Annotated in this window: 21 protein-coding genes; 16 read left to right on the forward strand and 5 right to left on the reverse strand. The window is 73.2% G+C overall.

The genetic code is table 11. The annotated features are described in order from the left end of the window. Positions 1 to 33: 33 nt before the first annotated feature. The 3 genes from AB0L89_RS24600 (at position 34) to AB0L89_RS24610 (ending at position 2,672) form a co-directional block, all read left to right on the forward strand. Positions 34 to 1,068 carry an ABC transporter ATP-binding protein gene (locus AB0L89_RS24600; protein ID WP_365144573.1) on the forward strand — a complete coding sequence of 345 codons (1,035 nt, stop codon included), beginning with the start codon at positions 34 to 36 and terminating at the stop codon, positions 1,066 to 1,068. An 85-nt stretch (positions 1,069 to 1,153) separates the two neighbouring features. Next, entirely contained in the window at positions 1,154 to 1,951 is a 798-nt protein-coding gene (locus AB0L89_RS24605; protein WP_365145185.1) for an ABC transporter permease, read from the forward strand. Between the two features lie 34 nt (positions 1,952 to 1,985). After that, positions 1,986 to 2,672 carry a DUF2567 domain-containing protein gene (locus tag AB0L89_RS24610; protein ID WP_365144576.1) on the forward strand — a complete coding sequence of 229 codons (687 nt, stop codon included), beginning with the start codon at positions 1,986 to 1,988 and terminating at the stop codon, positions 2,670 to 2,672. Between the two features lie 195 nt (positions 2,673 to 2,867). Here the strand turns inward: AB0L89_RS24610 and ybaK are convergent, their stop codons facing one another. The 4 genes from ybaK to AB0L89_RS24630 all read right to left on the reverse strand — a co-directional run bounded on the left by ybaK (position 2,868) and on the right by AB0L89_RS24630 (position 7,279). Beyond that, positions 2,868 to 3,368 carry a Cys-tRNA(Pro) deacylase gene (gene ybaK / locus AB0L89_RS24615; protein WP_365144579.1) on the reverse strand — a complete coding sequence of 167 codons (501 nt, stop codon included), beginning with the start codon at positions 3,366 to 3,368 and terminating at the stop codon, positions 2,868 to 2,870. A gap of 68 nt (positions 3,369 to 3,436) precedes the next feature. Beyond that, positions 3,437 to 4,174: an LON peptidase substrate-binding domain-containing protein gene (locus tag AB0L89_RS24620; protein ID WP_365144582.1), complete on the reverse strand. Its 738-nt coding sequence runs from the start codon at positions 4,172 to 4,174 to the stop codon at positions 3,437 to 3,439. Positions 4,175 to 4,185: 11 nt separating this feature from the next. Then, positions 4,186 to 5,157: a hypothetical protein gene (locus AB0L89_RS24625; RefSeq protein WP_365145188.1), complete on the reverse strand. Its 972-nt coding sequence runs from the start codon at positions 5,155 to 5,157 to the stop codon at positions 4,186 to 4,188. Between the two features lie 607 nt (positions 5,158 to 5,764). Next, positions 5,765 to 7,279 carry an oxidoreductase gene (locus tag AB0L89_RS24630; RefSeq protein ID WP_365145191.1) on the reverse strand — a complete coding sequence of 505 codons (1,515 nt, stop codon included), beginning with the start codon at positions 7,277 to 7,279 and terminating at the stop codon, positions 5,765 to 5,767. Between the two features lie 227 nt (positions 7,280 to 7,506). Between AB0L89_RS24630 and hisD the strand changes: the two genes are divergently transcribed. The 10 genes from hisD to AB0L89_RS24680 all read left to right on the forward strand — a co-directional run bounded on the left by hisD (position 7,507) and on the right by AB0L89_RS24680 (position 15,222). Then, positions 7,507 to 8,832: a histidinol dehydrogenase gene (gene hisD, locus AB0L89_RS24635; protein ID WP_365144585.1), complete on the forward strand. Its 1,326-nt coding sequence runs from the start codon at positions 7,507 to 7,509 to the stop codon at positions 8,830 to 8,832. Further along, positions 8,808 to 9,944, forward strand: coding sequence for a histidinol-phosphate transaminase (locus AB0L89_RS24640; RefSeq protein ID WP_365144588.1), 1,137 nt, complete (start codon positions 8,808 to 8,810; stop codon positions 9,942 to 9,944). Before hisD ends, AB0L89_RS24640 begins: the two co-directional genes overlap by 25 nt. Then, positions 9,941 to 10,534, forward strand: a complete 594-nt coding sequence (gene hisB, locus AB0L89_RS24645; RefSeq protein ID WP_365144591.1) for an imidazoleglycerol-phosphate dehydratase HisB — start codon at positions 9,941 to 9,943, stop codon at positions 10,532 to 10,534. Before AB0L89_RS24640 ends, hisB begins: the two co-directional genes overlap by 4 nt. Positions 10,535 to 10,538: 4 nt before the next feature. Beyond that, positions 10,539 to 10,703, forward strand: coding sequence for a hypothetical protein (locus tag AB0L89_RS24650; protein ID WP_365144594.1), 165 nt, complete (start codon positions 10,539 to 10,541; stop codon positions 10,701 to 10,703). Positions 10,704 to 10,720: 17 nt separating this feature from the next. Next, complete coding sequence (gene hisH / locus AB0L89_RS24655; protein ID WP_365144597.1) at positions 10,721 to 11,362, forward strand: imidazole glycerol phosphate synthase subunit HisH; 642 nt, start codon at positions 10,721 to 10,723, stop codon at positions 11,360 to 11,362. Then, positions 11,359 to 12,084 (forward strand): bifunctional 1-(5-phosphoribosyl)-5-((5-phosphoribosylamino)methylideneamino)imidazole-4-carboxamide isomerase/phosphoribosylanthranilate isomerase PriA, encoded by a 726-nt coding sequence (priA, locus tag AB0L89_RS24660; protein WP_365144600.1) that lies wholly within the window; start codon positions 11,359 to 11,361, stop codon positions 12,082 to 12,084. Before hisH ends, priA begins: the two co-directional genes overlap by 4 nt. Further along, complete coding sequence (locus AB0L89_RS24665) at positions 12,081 to 12,479, forward strand: RidA family protein (RefSeq protein WP_365144603.1); 399 nt, start codon at positions 12,081 to 12,083, stop codon at positions 12,477 to 12,479. Before priA ends, AB0L89_RS24665 begins: the two co-directional genes overlap by 4 nt. Continuing rightward, positions 12,476 to 13,231 carry an imidazole glycerol phosphate synthase subunit HisF gene (hisF, locus tag AB0L89_RS24670; protein ID WP_365144606.1) on the forward strand — a complete coding sequence of 252 codons (756 nt, stop codon included), beginning with the start codon at positions 12,476 to 12,478 and terminating at the stop codon, positions 13,229 to 13,231. The genes AB0L89_RS24665 and hisF overlap by 4 nt, the downstream gene beginning before the upstream one ends. Before the next feature lie 126 nt (positions 13,232 to 13,357). Then, positions 13,358 to 13,957, forward strand: a complete 600-nt coding sequence (locus AB0L89_RS24675; RefSeq protein WP_365144609.1) for a helix-turn-helix domain-containing protein — start codon at positions 13,358 to 13,360, stop codon at positions 13,955 to 13,957. A gap of 14 nt (positions 13,958 to 13,971) precedes the next feature. Continuing rightward, the gene (locus tag AB0L89_RS24680) at positions 13,972 to 15,222 is read left to right on the forward strand and encodes an MFS transporter (RefSeq protein WP_365144612.1); all 1,251 of its coding nucleotides are present in this window, start codon (positions 13,972 to 13,974) and stop codon (positions 15,220 to 15,222) included. 36 nt (positions 15,223 to 15,258) lie between these two features. Here the strand turns inward: AB0L89_RS24680 and AB0L89_RS24685 are convergent, their stop codons facing one another. Then, the gene (locus AB0L89_RS24685; protein WP_365144615.1) at positions 15,259 to 15,894 is read right to left on the reverse strand and encodes a TIGR03085 family metal-binding protein; all 636 of its coding nucleotides are present in this window, start codon (positions 15,892 to 15,894) and stop codon (positions 15,259 to 15,261) included. A gap of 82 nt (positions 15,895 to 15,976) precedes the next feature. Here AB0L89_RS24685 and hisI point away from each other — a divergent pair, with 82 nt between their 5' ends. Genes hisI through AB0L89_RS24700 form a run of 3 tightly spaced genes read left to right on the forward strand, consistent with a single transcriptional unit; the run spans position 15,977 to position 18,547 of the window. Continuing rightward, the gene (gene hisI, locus AB0L89_RS24690) at positions 15,977 to 16,363 is read left to right on the forward strand and encodes a phosphoribosyl-AMP cyclohydrolase (protein WP_365144617.1); all 387 of its coding nucleotides are present in this window, start codon (positions 15,977 to 15,979) and stop codon (positions 16,361 to 16,363) included. Between the two features lie 11 nt (positions 16,364 to 16,374). After that, a complete protein-coding gene (locus tag AB0L89_RS24695; RefSeq protein WP_365144620.1) occupies positions 16,375 to 17,892 on the forward strand; it encodes an anthranilate synthase component I in 1,518 nt (505 codons plus the stop codon). A 7-nt stretch (positions 17,893 to 17,899) separates the two neighbouring features. Beyond that, on the forward strand, positions 17,900 to 18,547 hold the full coding sequence (locus AB0L89_RS24700) for a TIGR02234 family membrane protein (RefSeq protein ID WP_365144623.1): 648 nt from the start codon (positions 17,900 to 17,902) through the stop codon (positions 18,545 to 18,547). Positions 18,548 to 18,645 lie beyond the last annotated feature (98 nt).

Here is an 18,645-nt window from a genome sequence, read left to right on the forward strand (position 1 = left end):
TTCATGGCCGCGGACCCCGTAGTCTCGTCCCTCGTGAGTACGCGCCCGGCACCGGCAGTCCGACAGGGGCTCCGCAAGGAACACGGCATCGACGCCGTCTGTACGGTGCGCGACCTGGTCAAGACGTATCCCGCCGCCCGGTCCCGGCGCGGCAGGCCCGCGACGCCCGAGGTCCGCGCCACCGACGGCATCTGCCTGACGGTCGGGCGCGGCGAGATCTTCGGGCTGCTCGGGCCCAACGGCGCCGGCAAGTCCACCCTCGTACGCCAGCTGACCGGCCTCATGCGGCCCGACGGCGGCGGTGTCGAGATCCTCGGGCACGACATCGTGCGCCACCCCGAGCGGGCCGCGCGCATCCTCGCCTATCTGGGGCAGGAGTCCACCGCGCTCGACGAGCTGACCGTGTCGCTCGCCGTCGAGACGACCGGGCGGCTGCGGGGGCTCGACGTGCCGCGGGCACGGGCCGAGCGGGACGCGGTCCTCGACGAGCTGGGGCTCGTGCAGCTGGCCTCGCGGCCGCTCAAGAAGCTGTCCGGCGGGCAGCGCCGGCTCGCCTGCTTCGCCACCGCGCTGGTCGGGGAGCGGCAGCTGCTCGTCCTGGACGAGCCGACCACCGGGATGGACCCCGTCGCGCGGCGCGCCGTCTGGGCGGCGATCGACCGGCGCCGGGCCGAGCGCGGCACGACGGTGCTGCTCGTGACCCACAACGTCATCGAGGCCGAGACCGTGCTCGACCGGGTCGCGGTGCTCGACCGGGGCAAGGTCATCGCCTGCGACAGCCCGGCAGGGCTCAAGGAGAAGGTCGCGGACGAGGTGCGCGTGGAGCTGGTGTGGCGGGAGCGGGCACCGCTCGACGTCCCCGAGGTGGCCGCGCTCGCCTCTTCCGCCGTGGAGTCGGGCCGGCGGTGGTCCCTGCGGCTCGCCCCGGACGAGGCGCGGGCCGCCGTCGCGGCCGTCACCGGCGGGGCCGCGTTCGCCGCCCTGGACGACTTCACGCTGGCCACGCCGAGTCTGGAGGACGTCTATCTTGCGTTGGGCGGGAGTGGCAGAGGGTTGGTGAAGGCGTGAGTCCTGCGGCCGCGTGCGGTGAGCGAACAGACACGTACCCGAACAGGAGGGGCGTCCGGTGAGCGCGGTTCCCTTGGAAGCCGCCGTGCGGGCCGAGAGCGCCCGCGCGGAGCGGGAGGCCGACGGGCCCGCCCCCCTCGGGCCTCCCGTGCGGCTGTTCCCCGCGCTCTCGGCCGTGTACCGGGCCCAGCTGTCCCGGGCGAGGGTCGCGCGCATTCCGCTGCTCTTCGTGGCGACCTTCCAGTCCGTCGGGATCATGATCCTGATGCGGGGCGTCGTCGACGGGGGCGGGGAGGCGCGGGCGGTCGTCGCCGGGTCCTCGGTGCTCGTCGTGGCGTTCGTCGCGCTCAATCTGCTCGCCCAGTACTTCGGACAGCTCCGCGCCGACGGCGGCCTCGACCACTACGCCACGCTCCCCGTGCCGCCCGCCGCCGTGGTCCTGGGGGCCGCCGCCGCGTACGCCTCGTTCACGGTGCCCGGCACCTTCGTCACGGCGATCGTCGGCTGTGCGCTCTTCGGCCTTCCGCTCACCCACCTGTGGGTGCTCGTCGCGGTGATCCCGCTGGCCGGAGCCGCCCTCGCGGGCCTCGGCGCGGCCCTCGGCCTGCTCGCCCCCCGGCCCGAACTGGCGACCCTGCTCGGCCAGATGGGCATGTCGGCGGCGCTGCTGCTCGGTGTGCTGCCGGCCGACCGCATGCCGGCGCTGCTCCAGTACGCGCGCGACCTGCTGCCCTCGACGTACGGCGTGGAAGCCTTCGCCCATACGTTCGGGCCGCATCCCGACTGGGCCGTCGTCGCCCTCGATCTCGCGGTCTGCGCGGGGGTCGGGGTGGCCTCACTGGCCGTCGCCACCTGGGCGTACCGCCGGGCGGCCGTCCGGTGACGCGCCCCACAGGGAGTGCTGGCACGATGTGGGGGTGACCGCACCGCTGACACCCTCCCAACCGCCGCACGACCAACCCCCGCACGACCCCTGGCAGGCAGCCGCGCAGCCGTCGGGAGGCATGCCTCCTCACGGATACGAGGAGGACGGTCCCGGTATGAAGACCGAAGTGCGGCAGGCCGCAGTGATCATGGTCGCGGTGGCCGTGAGCGGCGTCCTGCTCGGACTGCTGTGGATGTGGCTCGCGCCGCGGGTGCCGCTCATCTCGGACGGCGAGGCGGTGTACCTCAAGGACACCGAGGGCGAGCAGGCGATCGGCGTCGACGGATCGTTCACGCTGCTCGCGCTGGGTTTCGGCGTCGTCAGCGGCGCCGTCGTCTTCCTGCTGCGCAAGCGCGGGGGCATCCCGCTCGTCGTCGGGCTCGCGCTCGGCAGCCTGTTCGGCGCGCTCCTGGCATGGCGGGCCGGCATCTTCCTCGGCCCCGAGACGGACGTCGTGGCGCACGCCAAGGCCGTCGGCAAGGGCGTCGTCTTCGACGCGCCGCTCGAACTGAAGGCCAAGGGCACGCTCCTCGCCTGGCCGGTGGCCGCGCTGGCCGTGCACCTCGGCCTCACCGCGCTGTTCGGTCCGCGGGACCCGGACCCCTACGCCGTGCCGCCGGTGGCCTACGAAGGCCCCCGAGGCGACGACCGCCCCGAGGGGATGAGTCCGAGTTCCTGAGTGAGGACAGGGGCAGGAGGTGCGGGGGCGCCCTAGGCGGGACGCTTTCCGTGGTTGGCCTTGCGCTTCTTCGCCCGCCACTTCCGCATGCGCGTCTTCTTCGACATGCCCTCGGTACTAGTCCCGTGCGGGGCAGGTGTCGAGGGCGCTTTCACGTCGTACGTACGTGCTCGTCCGGACGCGGCCGTACGCCGGTCAGGGCCGGCCGATCGGGGCGAGCACCGCGCCCGTGAGGGCCGCCAGGTCGTCCGGCGCCAGCTCCACCTCCAGGCCGCGGCGGCCCGCCGAGACGCAGATGGTGGCGTGCGCCGACGCCGAGTCGTCCAGGACCGTGCGCAGCCTCTTGCGCTGGCCGAGCGGGGAGATGCCGCCCCGCACATAGCCCGTGGTGCGCTCGGCGGCGGCCGGGTCGGCCATCACGGCACGCTTGCCGGAGACCGCGGCGGCCAGTGCCTTCAGGTCGAGGGACCCGGCGACGGGCACGACGGCCACGGTGAGCTCGCCGTCGACCTCGGCGACCAGCGTCTTGAAGACCCGGTCGGGCGAGACGCCCATGGCCTCGGCGGCCTCCTCGCCGTAGGAGGGGTGGGACGGGTCGTGCTCGTAGGAGTGGACCGTGAAGGCCGTGCCCGCGGCGGTGAGCGCCACCGTCGCCGGTGTCCCGCCCGCCTGCTGCTTCTTCTGCTTCTTCGCCAAGGTGCTCGCGCCCCATGTCGGTCGAGGACGCGGGCCGGTCGAGGCCGTGCGTCCGGTGCGGCTGGTCGTCAGTTGAGGCTGGTCGTCCCGCGGGTCAGGTCGATCGCGGGCAGCGACGGCAGGTTACGGATGATCGCGGTCTCGGCGCGCAGCAGTTTCAGCTCGTCCCGCAGCCGTGCCGCCGTGTCCGGGGCCTCCAGGAGGAGCTGCTTGGTCGGGGTGTCGAGGACGGCCGCGGCGGCCACCAGATACGACACGACCGACGGGTCGTCGGGCAGCTCCGCCCCCGTCGACAGCGAGCGCTCGCGGGCCCCGGCCAGCCGCTTCTGGTACGAGCGGAAGGCCCGCAGGACCCCCTCGGCCAGCGTGCCCGCGCCGTCGCCCGCCTCTTCGGGCACCTCCTCGACCTCGGCGGTGAGGAAGGCGCCCGAGGCGTCCACGGAGCGGATCCGCACGCGCGTGGTGCCCGTCGCGAGGACCTCGAAGCCGCCGTCGGGGCGCTCCCTGATCGTCGCCGCGTCCGCCACGCAGCCCATGCCGTGGAAGGCCTTCAGCGGGTCCTCGCCGAAGCCCGCGGCGGGGCCGTGGTCGGGCGGTGCCGTCTGGTCGGGGAACCCGGGCGCGCTGGGCGCCACCTCCAGGCCGTCGCGGATCGCGACGACGGCGAAGCGGCGCTGCTCCTCCTCGGGGGTCTTGAGCAGCTCGCGCATCATGGCGCGATATCGCTCCTCGAAGACGTTCAGCGGCAGCACGAGGCCGGGGAACAGCACCGAGTTGAGCGGGAAGAGCGGAAGCCGGGTCGTCACGACCGGAAAGCCTAATGCTCGTCGGAGCGGTCGCGTCCGCCCGGAGTGCGCAGCGGGGTCATCGACGCCACTTCGATGCGTACGCCGTCGCGCAGTTCGAGGAACTGGCCGAGCGGATCCTCCGCCATCCGGTCCCACGGGAAGGACGTCGCGTACGGGCCGATCAGGCGGAGCTGTTCGAGGGCGTCCTCCCAGCGCTCCAGGCGGATCAGGACGTAGGTGAGGAGATTGCGGACCTCGGCGGGCCACGGGTCCCCGGCCGCGTACTCGCGGGACAGGCCGATCGCGAGGTCGGCGGCCGCGTCCAGGCGGTCGCGGGGCACCTTTCCGGAGGGGCTGGTCAGATAGGCGAAGGCGGCGCGGGCGGGGAGGACCTGTATCAACGAGCCGGGCAGCGCGTCGGCGGCGGCGCGCTCGGCGAAGTCGAAGCACTCGCGGTGCGAGCCGTACCAGGCGGCCGACAGGTACTGCAGGGCGGAGGCGTGGCAGCCGTAGTGGTACGAGGAGCGGCGCACGGCCTCCTCCCACAGCTGCTCGAAGACGGTGTGCGGGGCGTGCGTGCCGCGCGCGTGGTCGAGGGCGATCCGCCAGGGCACCGGGTCGCGGGGAGCGGCCTCGGCGGCGGCGCTCAGCAGCGGTCCCGCCTCCCGGAGCAGCTCGGCGCGGGCCGGCGACTCCCAGCCGCGCACCACCGCGAGCTCGGCCTTGACGAGCAGGGCGTCCGGGTCGTGCGGGGACGCGACGAGCCAGTCGTCGAACCACTCGGGGCGGGAGCGGGCGAAGGCGGCGAGCCGGGTGGTGTAGCGGTCGCGGTTCTCCCACTCGGCGGCTTCGCGGGTGGTGGCGAGGACCTTCGCGGCCGGGCCGTAGTCGCCCCGCCCCGCGGCGACGAGCGCGGGTGCGAGCCGCTCGTCGGGCACGTCGAGGAGTACCTCGTCGTCCGGCGGCAGACCGGCGGCGAGCCGCGGGGTGTGCCGGACCATGCGGGCGGTACGGATGAAGGCACGCAGCACCGTGCCCTCCTTTGCGCCTCAACCGGCGCCGCTGGCGCGGGGTGCCGGTCACCGTGGTGGTTGCTCAATTGTTGGTTGCGCAGGGATGACGGTCAAAGGGCGGGGAAGGTTGCCTGCCGTCGCATAACGGTCCGGCGACGGCGCGCGGGACGACGAGTTCCGGCCGCGCCCGCCCCCGGAACGGACACGTCCGCACCACCGCACCCCGCTCCCGCCCCGCTCCCACGGCCTCGCGGCCGTTCGGATCCAGCCATGTCGGGGGCGGTGCGGTGCGGGGGAGTGGGATGCGGTCGGCCCGCCGCCCCGGACGACCCTGCCGCCGCCCCGGACGGCCCTGCCGCCGACCGGATCACGCCCGTCCTCGGCATGACGGCCGCCCTTTTCCGGCCTTGGCTCCGGCTCCAGCTTCGGCCCTGGCCCTGGCCCCGGCTCCGACCCTGGCCCCGGCCCCGGCTTCGGCTTCGGCGCCGGCCTTGGCCCCGGCCCCGGCTTCGGCCCCGGCCCCGGCTCCGGCCCCAGCGCCCCGCCGCCGTCGGCCCCGCGTTCGGCCTCGCGCCCGCCCCGCGGGCTCAGCGGCTCAGCTGCGGCGCAGGAGGCGGGTCGCGCCTGCTGCCACCGTCGTGGCCAGGATCCAGCCCAGCAGGATCAGGGCCGTGGAGAACCACTGCCAACCGCCGTTCAGCTGCCAGTAGCTGTCCTGGCCGAGGTTGATGACGGGGAGGAGGAGGTCAAGGGAGAACAGGGCCGGGTCCCAGTTGGGGTGTTCGCCCGGCTTGATCGCCGGGTGTTCGGCGCGGGAGAAGGCCACCGTGCTCACCGCCCACAGCACCGCCATCCAGACGGCGGCCCGGCCGGGCCGGTAGCCGTACGCGACCGTCCAGTCCTGCGCGTACCCCCACAGCTTCGCCGCCAGCGGCAGCGTCTCGCGGCGGCGGCGCTGCTTGGCGAGGAGGACCTCGCGGGCGTCGGCGTCCTCGCCGCCGTTGCGCAGGACGGTGGCGAGCTTCTCGTACGGCTCCGGGTTGTACTCGGCGGTCGCGGCCGCCACCCAGCTCAGCCGCCGCGAGAGCGGGAAACTGCCCTGCGGCACGAGGTTCTCGTACGTGAAGCCGCCCATCTGGAGCCCGCCGGGGCCGGGCCAGCTCGCCGCCCGGTCGATGAGGTTGACGACCTTCGCGCCGGAGAGCACCACCTTGCCGCGCTGCGGCGCCTCGCCCAGGAAGCGCAGCTCGGGCGTCTGGACCCGGCGCAGCGAGATCTCCTGGTCGTTCTGGAGCGTGAAGCGGGCCTGCGTGCAGTCGATGGCGTCCCCGAAGCGGCCGTCGTCCAGGCGGATGCCGCCCTCGGCCTCGAAGCGCTGCACGCGGGTGCCGCGCGCCGGGGTGGTGCCGCTGGTCTGCGGCGGATTGCCGACGGCGGCGGGCGTCAGATACAGCGTGCGCTCGACGGTCAGCTGCGGGGCGTTGAGCGCCTGCCTGCCGTACTGGTTGATCAGCTTGCTGCCGCGCAGGCTCAGCGAGACGCCGATCTTCGCGCCGCGCAGGCTCAGCTCGCCGTGCGACTCCATCATCTCGGCCTGCAGGTCCTGCCCGACGGTGAGTCCGTCACCGGTGATGGAGCGGCTGCGCCGGTCGCGGTAGACCACGGCCTGGTTCAGGAGCAGGTCGGTGCCGATGTGGGCGTCGGTCAGGCGGATGCCGTTGTGGACGCGGCAGCGCGGCAGGTGCAGATCGCCCTCGGTGTGCAGCCGGGCCGCCTCGATGCGCGGGACCGAGCAGTTGACGAGCCGCAGCGTGGTGAAGCGGGCCTCGGGCAGGAGGACCTCCTTCTCGAAGCGGCAGTGCTTCATCTCCGCGTACGGGACGACCGTGCCGCCCGCGAGGTCGAGCACGTCGGTGATCTGCACGCCCGCCAGCTTCAGCGACGAGACCCGGCCGGCCAGCGCGGGCGGCCCGTCCAGGAGCAGCCAGCACACGATGCGCGCCCGCACGCTGCGCTCGGGGCCCCAGGGATGACCGCCGTGCGGGTCGTCCGCGGCGGCGTCGCCCGACCTGAGGTCGTAGACGCTGCCGTTGCGGAAGGCCTGCCACATGCCGATCTCGGCGGCGGTCAGCCCGTCCGGCGGGTCCCCGGCGCCGACGTCGTCGACCACTGCTGTCGTCCTCCCCGTACCGATGGGCACACCTGTGCCTCGTACACCTGTTTAATGCCCGCTCGGTGACCGGCTGAACGCTAGTGGTGAACGTCGTCTCCCGCGCTCCATATCAGCCAGTGATACGGGCGTCCGGTGCCGAAAGAAGGTCTGAGAGAATTGGCCATGTGATCTCCCGAATCGATCTGCGCGGCGACGCCCTCCCCGAGGGCCCCGCCCTGCGCGCCCTGCTGCCCCGTGCCGACTTCGACGTCGCGGCCGCCCTGGAGAAGGTGCGGCCCATCTGCGAGGACGTGCATCATCGTGGCGACGCGGCGCTGATCGAGTACGCGGAGAAATTCGACGGCGTGCGCCTGGACCGGGTCCGCGTGCCCGCCGCCGCGCTCACCGAGGCGCTGGCCGCCCTCGACCCCGACGTCCGCGCCGCGCTGGAGGAGTCGATCCGCCGCGCCCGCACCGTCCACCGCGCCCAGCGCCGCACGACCGAGCGCACCGAGGTCGCGCCCGGCGGTGTCGTCACCGAGAAGTGGGTCCCGGTCGACCGGGTGGGCCTGTACGCGCCCGGCGGCCGGTCGGTCTACCCCTCCTCCGTGATCATGGACGCGGTCCCGGCGCAGGAGGCCGGAGTGCCCTCCATCGCGCTCGCCTCCCCGGCGCAGAAGGAGTTCGACGGCCTTCCGCACCCGACGATCCTCGCCGCCTGCGCACTGCTCGGCATCGACGAGGTGTACGCGGCCGGCGGTGCCACGGCGGTCGCGATGTTCGCGTACGGCACCGAGTCCTGCGCCCCGGCGAACATGGTGGCGGGCCCCGGCAACATCTGGGTGGCCGCCGCGAAGCGTTACTTCACCGGGAAGATCGGCATCGACGCGGAGGCCGGTCCCACCGAGATCGCCGTCCTCGCCGACGCCACCGCGGACGCCGCGCACGTGGCGTCCGACCTGATCAGCCAGGCCGAGCACGACCCGCTGGCCGCCTCCGTCCTGGTCACCGACTCCGCGGAGCTGGCCGCCGCGGTCGAGGAGGAGCTGGCCGCGCAGGTCGCGGTCTCCAAGCACCGCGCCGACCGCATCGAGCCCGCCCTGCGCGGTGAGCAGTCCGCGATCGTCCTCGTCGACTCCGCCGAGGACGGCCTCGCCGTCGTCAACGCCTACGGTGCCGAGCACCTGGAGATCCAGACCCGGAACGCCGCCGAGCTCGCCGACCGCGTCCGTAACGCGGGCGCCGTGTTCGTCGGCCCCTGGGCGCCGGTCTCCCTCGGCGACTACTGCGCGGGCTCCAACCACGTCCTGCCCACCGGCGGCTGCGCCTGCCACTCCTCGGGCCTCAGCGTCCAGTCGTTCCTGCGCGGCATCCACGTCGTCGACTACACGCGCGAGGCGCTCGCCGACGTCGCGCGGCACGTCGTGACGCTCGCCGAGGCCGAGGACCTGCCGGCGCACGGCGCGGCGATCAAGGCGAGGTTCGGATGGAAGGTGCCGGAGAGCAAGTGACCGACGTGACCGACATCGACGACCTTCCCGTACGCGACGAACTGCGCGGCAAGTCCCCCTACGGCGCGCCCCAGCTCGACGTACCCGTACGCCTGAACACGAACGAGAACCCCTACCCGCTGCCCGACGCGCTGGTCGACCGCATCGCCGAGCGCGTGCGCGAGGCCGCCCGCGACCTCAACCGCTACCCCGACCGGGACGCCGTCGAGCTCCGCACGGAGCTGGCGCGCTACCTCACCCGCACCGCCGGGCACGAGGTCACGCTCGCCAACGTCTGGGCGGCCAACGGGTCCAACGAGGTGATCCAGCAGCTTCTGCAGACCTTCGGCGGCCCCGGACGCACGGCCATCGGTTTCGAGCCGTCGTACTCGATGCACGGCCTCATCGCCCGCGGCACCGGCACCGGCTGGATCTCCGGCCCGCGCCACGACGACTTCACCATCGACGTCGAGGCGGCCACGAAGGCCATCGCCGAGAACCGGCCGGACGTCGTCTTCATCACCACCCCCAACAACCCCACGGGCAACGCCGTCCCGGCCGAGGCCGTCCTCGCGCTGTACGACGCGGCGCAGGCCGCGAAGCCGTCGATGGTGGTCGTGGACGAGGCGTACGTCGAGTTCAGCCACGGCGACTCGCTGCTCCCGCTGATCGAGGGACGGCCGCACCTGGTCGTCTCGCGGACCATGTCGAAGGCCTTCGGCGCGGCGGGCCTGCGCCTCGGCTATCTGGCCGCCGCCCCCGCGGTCGTCGACGCGGTGCAGCTGGTACGCCTGCCGTACCACCTGTCGGCCGTCACGCAGGCCACCGCGCTCGCCGCCCTGGAGCACACCGACACCCTCCTGGGCTATGTCGAGCAGCTCAAGACCGAGCGCGACCGGCTCGTCGCCGAGCTGCGCGCGACGGGCTACGAGGTGACCGAATCCGACGCCAACTTCGTGCAGTTCGGGCGGTTCGCCGACTCCCACGAGGTGTGGCGGCGGATCCTCGACCGGGGCGTCCTGGTCCGGGACAACGGCGTGCCGGGATGGCTGCGGGTCTCCGCGGGAACCCCCGACGAAAACGACGCGTTCCTCGATGCGGTACGCGCACTCAAGAAGGAGCAGGGAGCATGAGCCGCGTAGGACGGGTCGAGAGAACCACCAAGGAGACCTCCGTCGTCGTCGAGATCGACCTCGACGGCACCGGGAAGGTCGACGTGTCGACCGGGGTCGGCTTCTACGACCACATGCTCGACCAGCTCGGCCGCCACGGCCTCTTCGACCTCACGGTCAAGACCGAGGGCGACCTGCACATCGACTCGCACCACACGATCGAGGACACCGCGCTGGCGCTCGGCGCCGCCTTCAAGCAGGCGCTCGGCGACAAGGTCGGCATCTACCGCTTCGGCAACTGCACGGTCCCGCTCGACGAGTCGCTCGCCCAGGTGACCGTCGACCTCTCCGGCCGTCCGTACCTCGTGCACACCGAGCCCGAGAACATGGCGCCGATGATCGGCTCCTACGACACGACGATGACACGGCACATCCTGGAGTCCTTCGTCGCCCAGGCGCAGATCGCCCTGCACGTGCACGTGCCGTACGGGCGCAACGCCCACCACATCGTGGAGTGCCAGTTCAAGGCCCTGGCCCGCGCCCTGCGGTACGCCGCGGAGCACGACCCGCGCGCCGCCGGCATCCTGCCCTCCACGAAGGGTGCGCTGTAAAGCCATGACCGGTCTGAACACGATCCTGATCGTCGTCGGTCTCTTCCTGATCGGCGGCGTCATCTCCTTCGCCAAGCAGGGGATGCCCAAGAGCCTCATCACGCTGCTCTCCATCGGCGCCGTGATGTGCCTGGCCGCGGGCATCCTGCGGCTCGACTACTGGAACTGACGGGAGGCGTACGCGAGATGAGCTCTCCCAAGAAGGTCGTCGTCTTCGACTACGGCTTCGGCAACGTCCGCTCCGCCGAGCGCGCCCTGGCGCGCACGGGAGCCGACGTCGAGATAACGCGCGACTACGACAAGGCCATGAACGCCGACGGACTGCTCGTCCCCGGCGTCGGCGCCTTCGCCGCCTGCATGCAGGGCCTCAAGGAGGCGCGCGGCGACTGGATCGTCGGCCGCCGCCTCTCCGGCGGGCGCCCGGTCATGGGCATCTGCGTGGGCATGCAGATCCTCTTCGCGCGCGGCATCGAGCACGGCGAGGAGACCGAGGGCCTGGACGAGTGGCCCGGCACGGTCGAGCCGCTCAAGGCCGACATCGTCCCGCACATGGGCTGGAACACCGTCCAGGCCTCCGCGGGGTCCACGCTCTTCGAGGGCCTGGACGACGACGCCCGCTTCTACTTCGTGCACTCCTACGCCGTGCACACCTGGTCCCTGGAAGTCGCGAACCCGGTGATGCGCGCCCCGCGCGTCACCTGGTCCACGCACGGCGAGCCCTTCGTGGCGGCCGTCGAGAACGGCGCCCTGAGCGCCACCCAGTTCCACCCCGAGAAGTCCGGCGACGCCGGCGCCCAGCTCCTCACCAACTGGATCGGAACCCTGTGAGCACTCTCGAACTCCTTCCCGCCGTCGACGTCCGCGACGGCCAGGCCGTACGCCTCGTCCACGGCGAGTCCGGCACCGAGACCTCCTACGGCTCGCCGCTGGAGGCCGCCCTCGCCTGGCAGCGGGCGGGCGCCGAGTGGCTGCACCTGGTCGACCTGGACGCCGCGTTCGGCACCGGCGACAACCGCGACCTGATCGCCGAGGTCACCCGGGCCATGGAGATCAAGGTCGAGCTGTCCGGCGGCATCCGCGACGACGCCTCGCTGGCCGCCGCCCTCGCCACCGGCTGCACCCGCGTCAACCTCGGCACGGCCGCCCTGGAGACCCCCGACTGGGTCGCCAAGGTCATCGCCGAGCACGGCGACAAGATCGCGGTCGGTCTCGACGTACGCGGCACGACCCTGCGCGGCCGCGGCTGGACCCGCGACGGCGGCGACCTCTACGAGACGCTGGAGCGCCTCGACTCCGAGGGCTGCGCGCGCTACGTGGTGACCGACATCGCCAAGGACGGCACGCTGCAGGGCCCGAACCTGGAGCTCCTGAAGAACGTCTGCGCGGCGACGGACCGTCCCGTGGTCGCCTCCGGCGGAGTGAGCAGCCTGGACGACCTGCGCGCCATCGCCGAGCTCGTCCCGCTCGGCGTCGAGGGCTCGATCGTCGGCAAGGCGCTCTACGCAAAGGCGTTCACCCTCGAAGAGGCCCTGGAGGCCGTGTCGTCATGAGCGAAGCCGCACGGCGCGTGCAGAGCGGATCCCCCTGGGAAGAGTCCATCGGTTTCGCGCGCGCCGTCGCGGCGGGCGACCGGGTCCTGGTGGCGGGCACCACGTCGTTCAAGGGCAGCGTCCTGTACGGCGAGGGCGACCCCTACGAACAGGCCAGGGTCGCCTTCGGCAACGCCCTGGAGGCGCTCGGCGCGTTCGGTCTGGGCGCCGACGCCGTCATCCGTACGCGGATGTACCTGACCCACGCGCGGGACGTCGACGAGGTCGGCCGCGCCCACCAGGAGCTGTTCGGCGCCGTGCGCCCGGCCGCGACCCTGCTGGTCGTGTCCGGGTTCGTGGACCCGCGCATCCTGGTCGAAGTAGAGCTAGAAGCATTCCGAGGAGCAACGACGTGACGCTCGCCGTCCGAGTCATCCCCTGCCTGGACGTGGACAACGGCCGGGTCGTCAAGGGCGTCAACTTCCAGAACCTGCGCGACGCGGGCGACCCCGTCGAGATGGCGAAGGTCTACGACGCCGAGGGCGCCGACGAGCTGACCTTCCTGGACATCACGGCCTCGTCGGGCAACCGCGAGACGACGTACGACGTGGTCCGCCGCACCGCCGAGCAGGTCTTCATCCCGCTCACCGTCGGCGGCGGCGTGCGCACCGCCGAGGACGTCGACAAGCTGCTGCGCGCGGGCGCGGACAAGGTCGGCGTCAACACCGCCGCCATCGCGCGGCCCGACCTGATCCGCGAGATCGCGGAGCGCTTCGGGCGCCAGGTGCTCGTCCTGTCGGTGGACGCGCGGCGCACCGCGTCCGGGGCCTTCGAGGTGACGACGCACGGCGGCCGCACGTCCGCCGGGATCGACGCCGTCGAATGGGCACACCGGGCGGCCGAGCTCGGCGCGGGCGAGATCCTGCTGAACTCGATGGACGCCGACGGCACGAAGGACGGCTACGACATCGAGATGATCGAGGCGGTGCGCAAGCACGTCACGGTCCCGGTGATCGCCTCCGGCGGTGCCGGGAAGCTGGAGCACTTCCCGCCGGCCGTGGCGGCGGGCGCCGACGCGGTCCTCGCGGCCTCGGTCTTCCACTTCGGCGATCTGCGGATCGGCGAGGTCAAGGACACGCTGCGGGAGGCGGGGCACCCGGTGCGGTAGCCCTCCTGGTCGGCTCTTCGGCCCCGGTCACCCGTGAGGTGGCCGGGGCTTCTGTTCGCCGTACTGCGAAAGGAAAGTTGCGCAATATTTGTTGTGCAACTTTTCTTTCGTATCTACGGTGGGTGCATGAGCAGACAGCAGCGCCGCCGCGTCAGCGACCTCGGCACCCTCAAGGCCTTCGGCCACCCCCTGCGCCTGAGGCTCTACGGCGCCCTGAAGGTCGCCCCGGGCCGCACCGCCACCGCCTCCCAGCTCGCCGACGAGGTCGACGAGGCCGTCTCGCTCGTCAGCTACCACCTGCGCAAGCTCGCCGAGCACGGACTTATCGAGGAGGCGCCGCAGGCGCAGCGCGGGGACGGGCGCGAGCGCTGGTGGACGCCGGCGCAGGAGACCCTGTCGTTCCACACCGAGGACTTCCAGGACACCCCGGAGAAGGCCGCCGCGCTGACCGCCGTGACCCGCACCCTCCACACACAGCGCACCGACCTCCTGGACGTCTGGCTCGGCCACCGCTCGGCCTGGAGCCCCGAGTGGCGCAACGCCGCCGACAACTCCGACTTCCTCGCCCGCCTGACCGCCGCCGAACTCACCTCGCTCACCGAGGAGTTGCACGCCGTGGTCCGCACGTACGAGGCACGCGCCAAGGACGCCGAGGAGGCCGGGGACACCGAGGGCCGCGAGAACGTCCTGCTGTTCATGCACTCGTTCCCCTTCCGGTCACTGTGAAGGGGACGGCCGCCGTGTCCGCCACCGGCATACGCCCGGCCCCCGCCGCCGTCGAGCGCCCCGCCCACCGCGACGGCAACGTCCTGCGCTGGCTGACCGCCTACACCGCGTCGATGATCGGCGACAGCGTCTACTTCCTCGCGCTGTCCTGGGCCGCCACCCGCACCGGCAGCCCCGCCCAGGCCGGGCTCGTCCTCGCCGTCGGCGCCGTGCCGCGCGCGATCCTCATGCTCGGCGGGGGAGTCGTCGCCGACCGCTTCGGGCCGCGCCGCGTCGTCATCGGGAGCGACGCCGTGCGCTGCCTGGTGATCCTCGGCGTGGCCGCACTGCTCCTCCTCGCCACGCCCGGCATCTGGGTCCTCGCCGTGGTCGCGCTGGTCTTCGGCGTGGTGGACGCGCTCTTCCTGCCGAGCGTGGGCGCCCTGCCGGCCCGCATCACCGCGCCGGGGCAGCTCGCCCGGGTGCAGGGCATGCGCGGGGTCGCGGCCCGCGTCGCCACCGTCACGGGCGGCCCGCTGGGCGGGATCGCGGTCGCGACGGGCGGATCGGCGGCGGCCTTCGGCGTGGCCGGGGTGCTCTTCGCGGGGTCGCTTGTCCTGCTGCTCGCGGTACGGGTGCGCGAACTGCCCGCCGACGACACGGCGGGCGAGCCCGCCTCCGCCTGGCGCGACCTGGCCGACGGGCTGCGGTACATCCGCGGTCACCGCGTCCTCGCCCCGCTGATGATCGTGATCGCCGTCGGCGAGCTGGGCTTCTCCGGGCCCGCCAACATCGGCCTCGTGCTGCTCGTCGAGGAGCGCGGCTGGGGCGCCTCGGGGCAGGGCTGGATCATCGCCGGGTTCGGCGCGGGCGCCGGGCTCGCCTCGCTGCTGCTCGCCGTGCGCGGCCGGGTGCCGCGCGCCGGAGCCGTGCTGTCCTGGGTGGCCTTCCCGGGCACGGCCGCCCTCGCGGCGCTCGGCTTCGTGCCCTCGGTGGCGGGCGCGGTCGTCGCCGCCCTCGTCCTCGGGGCGCTGCTCGGACTGTGCGGCGCCCTGTGCGGGGCGTTGGCCCAGACCGTCAGCGAACCGGCCTACCTGGGCCGCGTCACCGCGGTGGGCAGCCTCTTCACCCTCGGGGTCGCCCCGCTCTGCTACCCCGTCGTGGGCGCCGCGATCGGCGCCTGGGGCATCGAGCCGGTGTTCGTGGCGTGCGCCGCGCTCAGCGCGGCCGGCGGCGTCATCGGCCTGTGCTCGAAGCCGCTGCGCCAGGCGGAACTCCCTCGCTGAACAAGGCCGTTCAACAGGGCTCGGCGGGAGAGCCGCTCACAGCCCCAGCCGCTTCGTCTCGTGCAGCGCCGCGATCGCCTCCTTGTCGCCCTCCAGCGCGACGTCGGCGACCTCCTGCCTGCCGTACGCGAACATCAGGAGCTCCGCGGGCTCGCCGGTCACCGTCACCACCGGCGTGCCCCGGTGCCCCACCACCGTCTGGCCGTCCGGACGGCGCAGCACGAGCCCCACCGGCGCCTTGCGGCCCACCAGCCGGGCCGTGCGCTCCAGACGGGACCACAGGGCGTCCGAGAAGACCCGGTCGAGCTCGCGCGGCGTCCAGTCCGGCTGGGCGCGGCGCACGTCCTCGGTGTGGACGTAGAACTCCACGGCGTTCGACAGCTCGTCGACCTGCTTGAGCGCGAACGGCGAGAAGCGCGGCGGCCCCGTCCGGATCAGCTGGATCAGTTCCTCGTACGGTTTCGCGGCGAACTCGGCCTGCACCCGCTCCAGACGCCCCGCGAGCTGTTTGATCAGGATCCCGCCCGCGGCGTCCGCGCGGCGCTCGCGCACCACCACATGGGCCGCGAGATCGCGGGTCTTCCAGCCCTCGCACAGGGTCGCGGCCTCCGGGCCCCGCGCCTCCAGGAGATCGGCGAGCAGAAGTCGTTCACGCTTCGCATGGGTCGACATGCCGGCCAGCCTACGACCGCCCACCCCGTCCGGACAGTGGACGGCATCCGGAGGGCCCCGGCCGGCGCGGCACAATGGGCGCATGACCAGCGTGCCCCCGCCCAGCAGCAGCCTCGACCCGGCGATCGCCGCCCGCCTCAAGCGCAGCGCCGACGGCCTCCTTCCCGCCATCGCCCAGCAGTACGACACCGGTGAGGTGCTGATGCTCGGCTGGATGGACGACGAGGCGCTGCACCGCACCCTCACCACGGGCCGCTGCACCTACTGGTCGCGCAGCCGCCAGGAGTACTGGGTCAAGGGCGACACCTCCGGCCACTTCCAGTACGTCAAGGAGGTCGCCCTGGACTGCGACGCGGACACCGTCCTCGTCCAGGTCGACCAGGTCGGCCCGGCCTGCCACACCGGCACGCGCACCTGCTTCGACTCCGACGTGCTTCCGGTGTCCGGCGTGCCGTCGCCCGGTCAGTAGGGTCTGACGCCATGGACCTCGAGACCTTCCGCAAGCTGGCGGCCGACCGCCGCGTGATCCCCGTCAGCCGCAGGCTCCTCGCGGACGGCGACACCCCCGTCGGCCTCTACCGCAAGCTCGCCGCCGAGCGCCCCGGCACCTTCCTCCTCGAATCCGCCGAGAACGGCCGCGCCGCGTACCTGTGGTCCCGCTACTCCTTCGTCGGCGTCCGCAGCGCCGCCACCCTCACCGTCCGCGACGGCGAGGCCCACTGGCTGGGCAGCCCGCCCGTCGGCGTCCCCACCTCCGGCGACCCGCTCGCCGCGCTGCGCGCCACCGTCGAGATGCTGCACACCCCGCGCGACGTGGTCAGTGCCGACCAACTGCCGCCCTTCACCGGCGGCATGGTCGGCTACCTCGGCTACGACATCGTGCGCCGCCTGGAGAAGATCGGCCCGGGGGAGCGCGACGACCTGCGGCTCCCCGAGCTGACCATGCTGCTCACCAGCGACCTCGCCGTCCTCGACCACTGGGACGGCTCGGTCCTCCTGATCGCCAACGCGATCAACCACAACGACCTCGACACGGGCGTCGACGAGGCCTACGCCGACGCGGTCGCCCGCCTCGACGCCATGGAGGCCGACCTCTCCCGGCCGGTCTCCCAGCCCCCGGCCGCCCTGCCGCCCTCCGAACTCCCCGAGTTCACCGCGCTGTGGGGCGGTGTGCAGTACCAGGAGGCCGTCGAGGACATCAAGGAGCGCATCCGGGCGGGCGAGGCCTTTCAGGTCGTGCCCTCGCAGCGCTTCGAAACCCCCTGCACGGCCAGCGCGTTGGACGTCTACCGCGTGCTGCGGGCGACCAACCCGTCGCCGTACATGTACCTCTTCCGCCTCGACGGGTTCGACGTGGTCGGCTCCTCGCCCGAGGCCCTCGTCAAGGTCGAGGACGGGCGCGCGATGGTCCACCCCATCGCCGGCACCCGGCACCGCGGCGCCACCCCGCAGGAGGACCAGGCGCTCGCCGACGAGCTGCTCGCCGACCCCAAGGAGCGCGCCGAGCACCTCATGCTCGTCGATCTCGGCCGCAACGACCTGGGCCGGGTCTGCACCCCCGGCTCCGTCGAGGTCGTCGACTTCATGTCCATCGAGAAGTACTCCCACGTCATGCACATCGTCTCGACGGTCACCGGAGAGGTCGCCGAGGGCCGCAGCGCCTTCGACGTGCTCACCGCCTGCTTCCCCGCGGGCACGCTCTCCGGCGCGCCCAAGCCGCGCGCGATGCAGATCATCGACGAGCTGGAGCCCTCCCGGCGCGGCCTGTACGGCGGCTGCGTCGGCTACCTCGACTTCGCGGGCGACTCCGACACCGCCATCGCCATCCGCACCGCCCTCCTCCGCGACGGCACGGCATACGTGCAGGCCGGGGCCGGGGTCGTCGCCGATTCCGACCCCGTCGCCGAGGACACCGAGTGCCGCAACAAGGCCGCCGCCGTGCTGCGCGCCATCCACACGGCGAACCGCCTGCACGCCGGTTCGGGCCGTGAGGGATAGTGGACGGGTGACTTCCGCAGTACCACCGCCCCGTACCGAGAACCCGTCGCAGAGCCCGGACCGGCGCGGCGGCCGGCGCAGCATCGCCGTCGCGCTGCTGCTCGGCGCCGTCGGCGCGGCCCTCGCGCTGCTCGCGTCCCGCCAGGCCTGGGCCCACGGGACCGTCTCGGTGGCCGGCGGCGACCTGCCGCTGACCGCCAAGGGCGGCGACGTCACGGGCGTGCCCGCCGCGCTCGCCGTCGTGGGTCTCGCCGCCCTCGTCGCGGTCTTCGCGGTCCGCCGCACCGGCCGCGTCCTGGTCTCCCTGCTGCTCGCGCTCAGCGGCGCGGGCACCGTGGCCGCCGCCCTGCTCGGGGCAGGCGACCGCGACGCCCTCGACGAGAAGGCCGCGACCGCCTCCGGCGACGCCGCCGCCACCATCGGTGACCTCAGCCACACCGGCTGGCCCTACGCCGCCGCCGCGGCGGGCGCGCTGCTCCTGGTCGCCGGGCTGGTCGCGCTCACCTGCGGCCGCTCGTGGCCCGCGATGTCGGGGCGCTACGAACGCGACGGCACGCCGACGCCCCGCAAGGCCCGCCGCGCCCCCGACCCCGACCGGCCCGAAGAGCTCTGGAAGGCCCTCGACCGGGGCGAGGACCCGACGCGCGAAGCGTGACCCCGCGCTCAGGGCATACGCCCGAGTACGGGACAATGGAGCCGAGCGTCCGACGCGCGATGGGCCATCCACCCATCACCCCGCACACAGCAACGAGG

Source organism: Streptomyces sp. NPDC052114, from assembly GCF_040680155.1.
Taxonomy (GTDB): domain Bacteria; phylum Actinomycetota; class Actinomycetes; order Streptomycetales; family Streptomycetaceae; genus Streptomyces.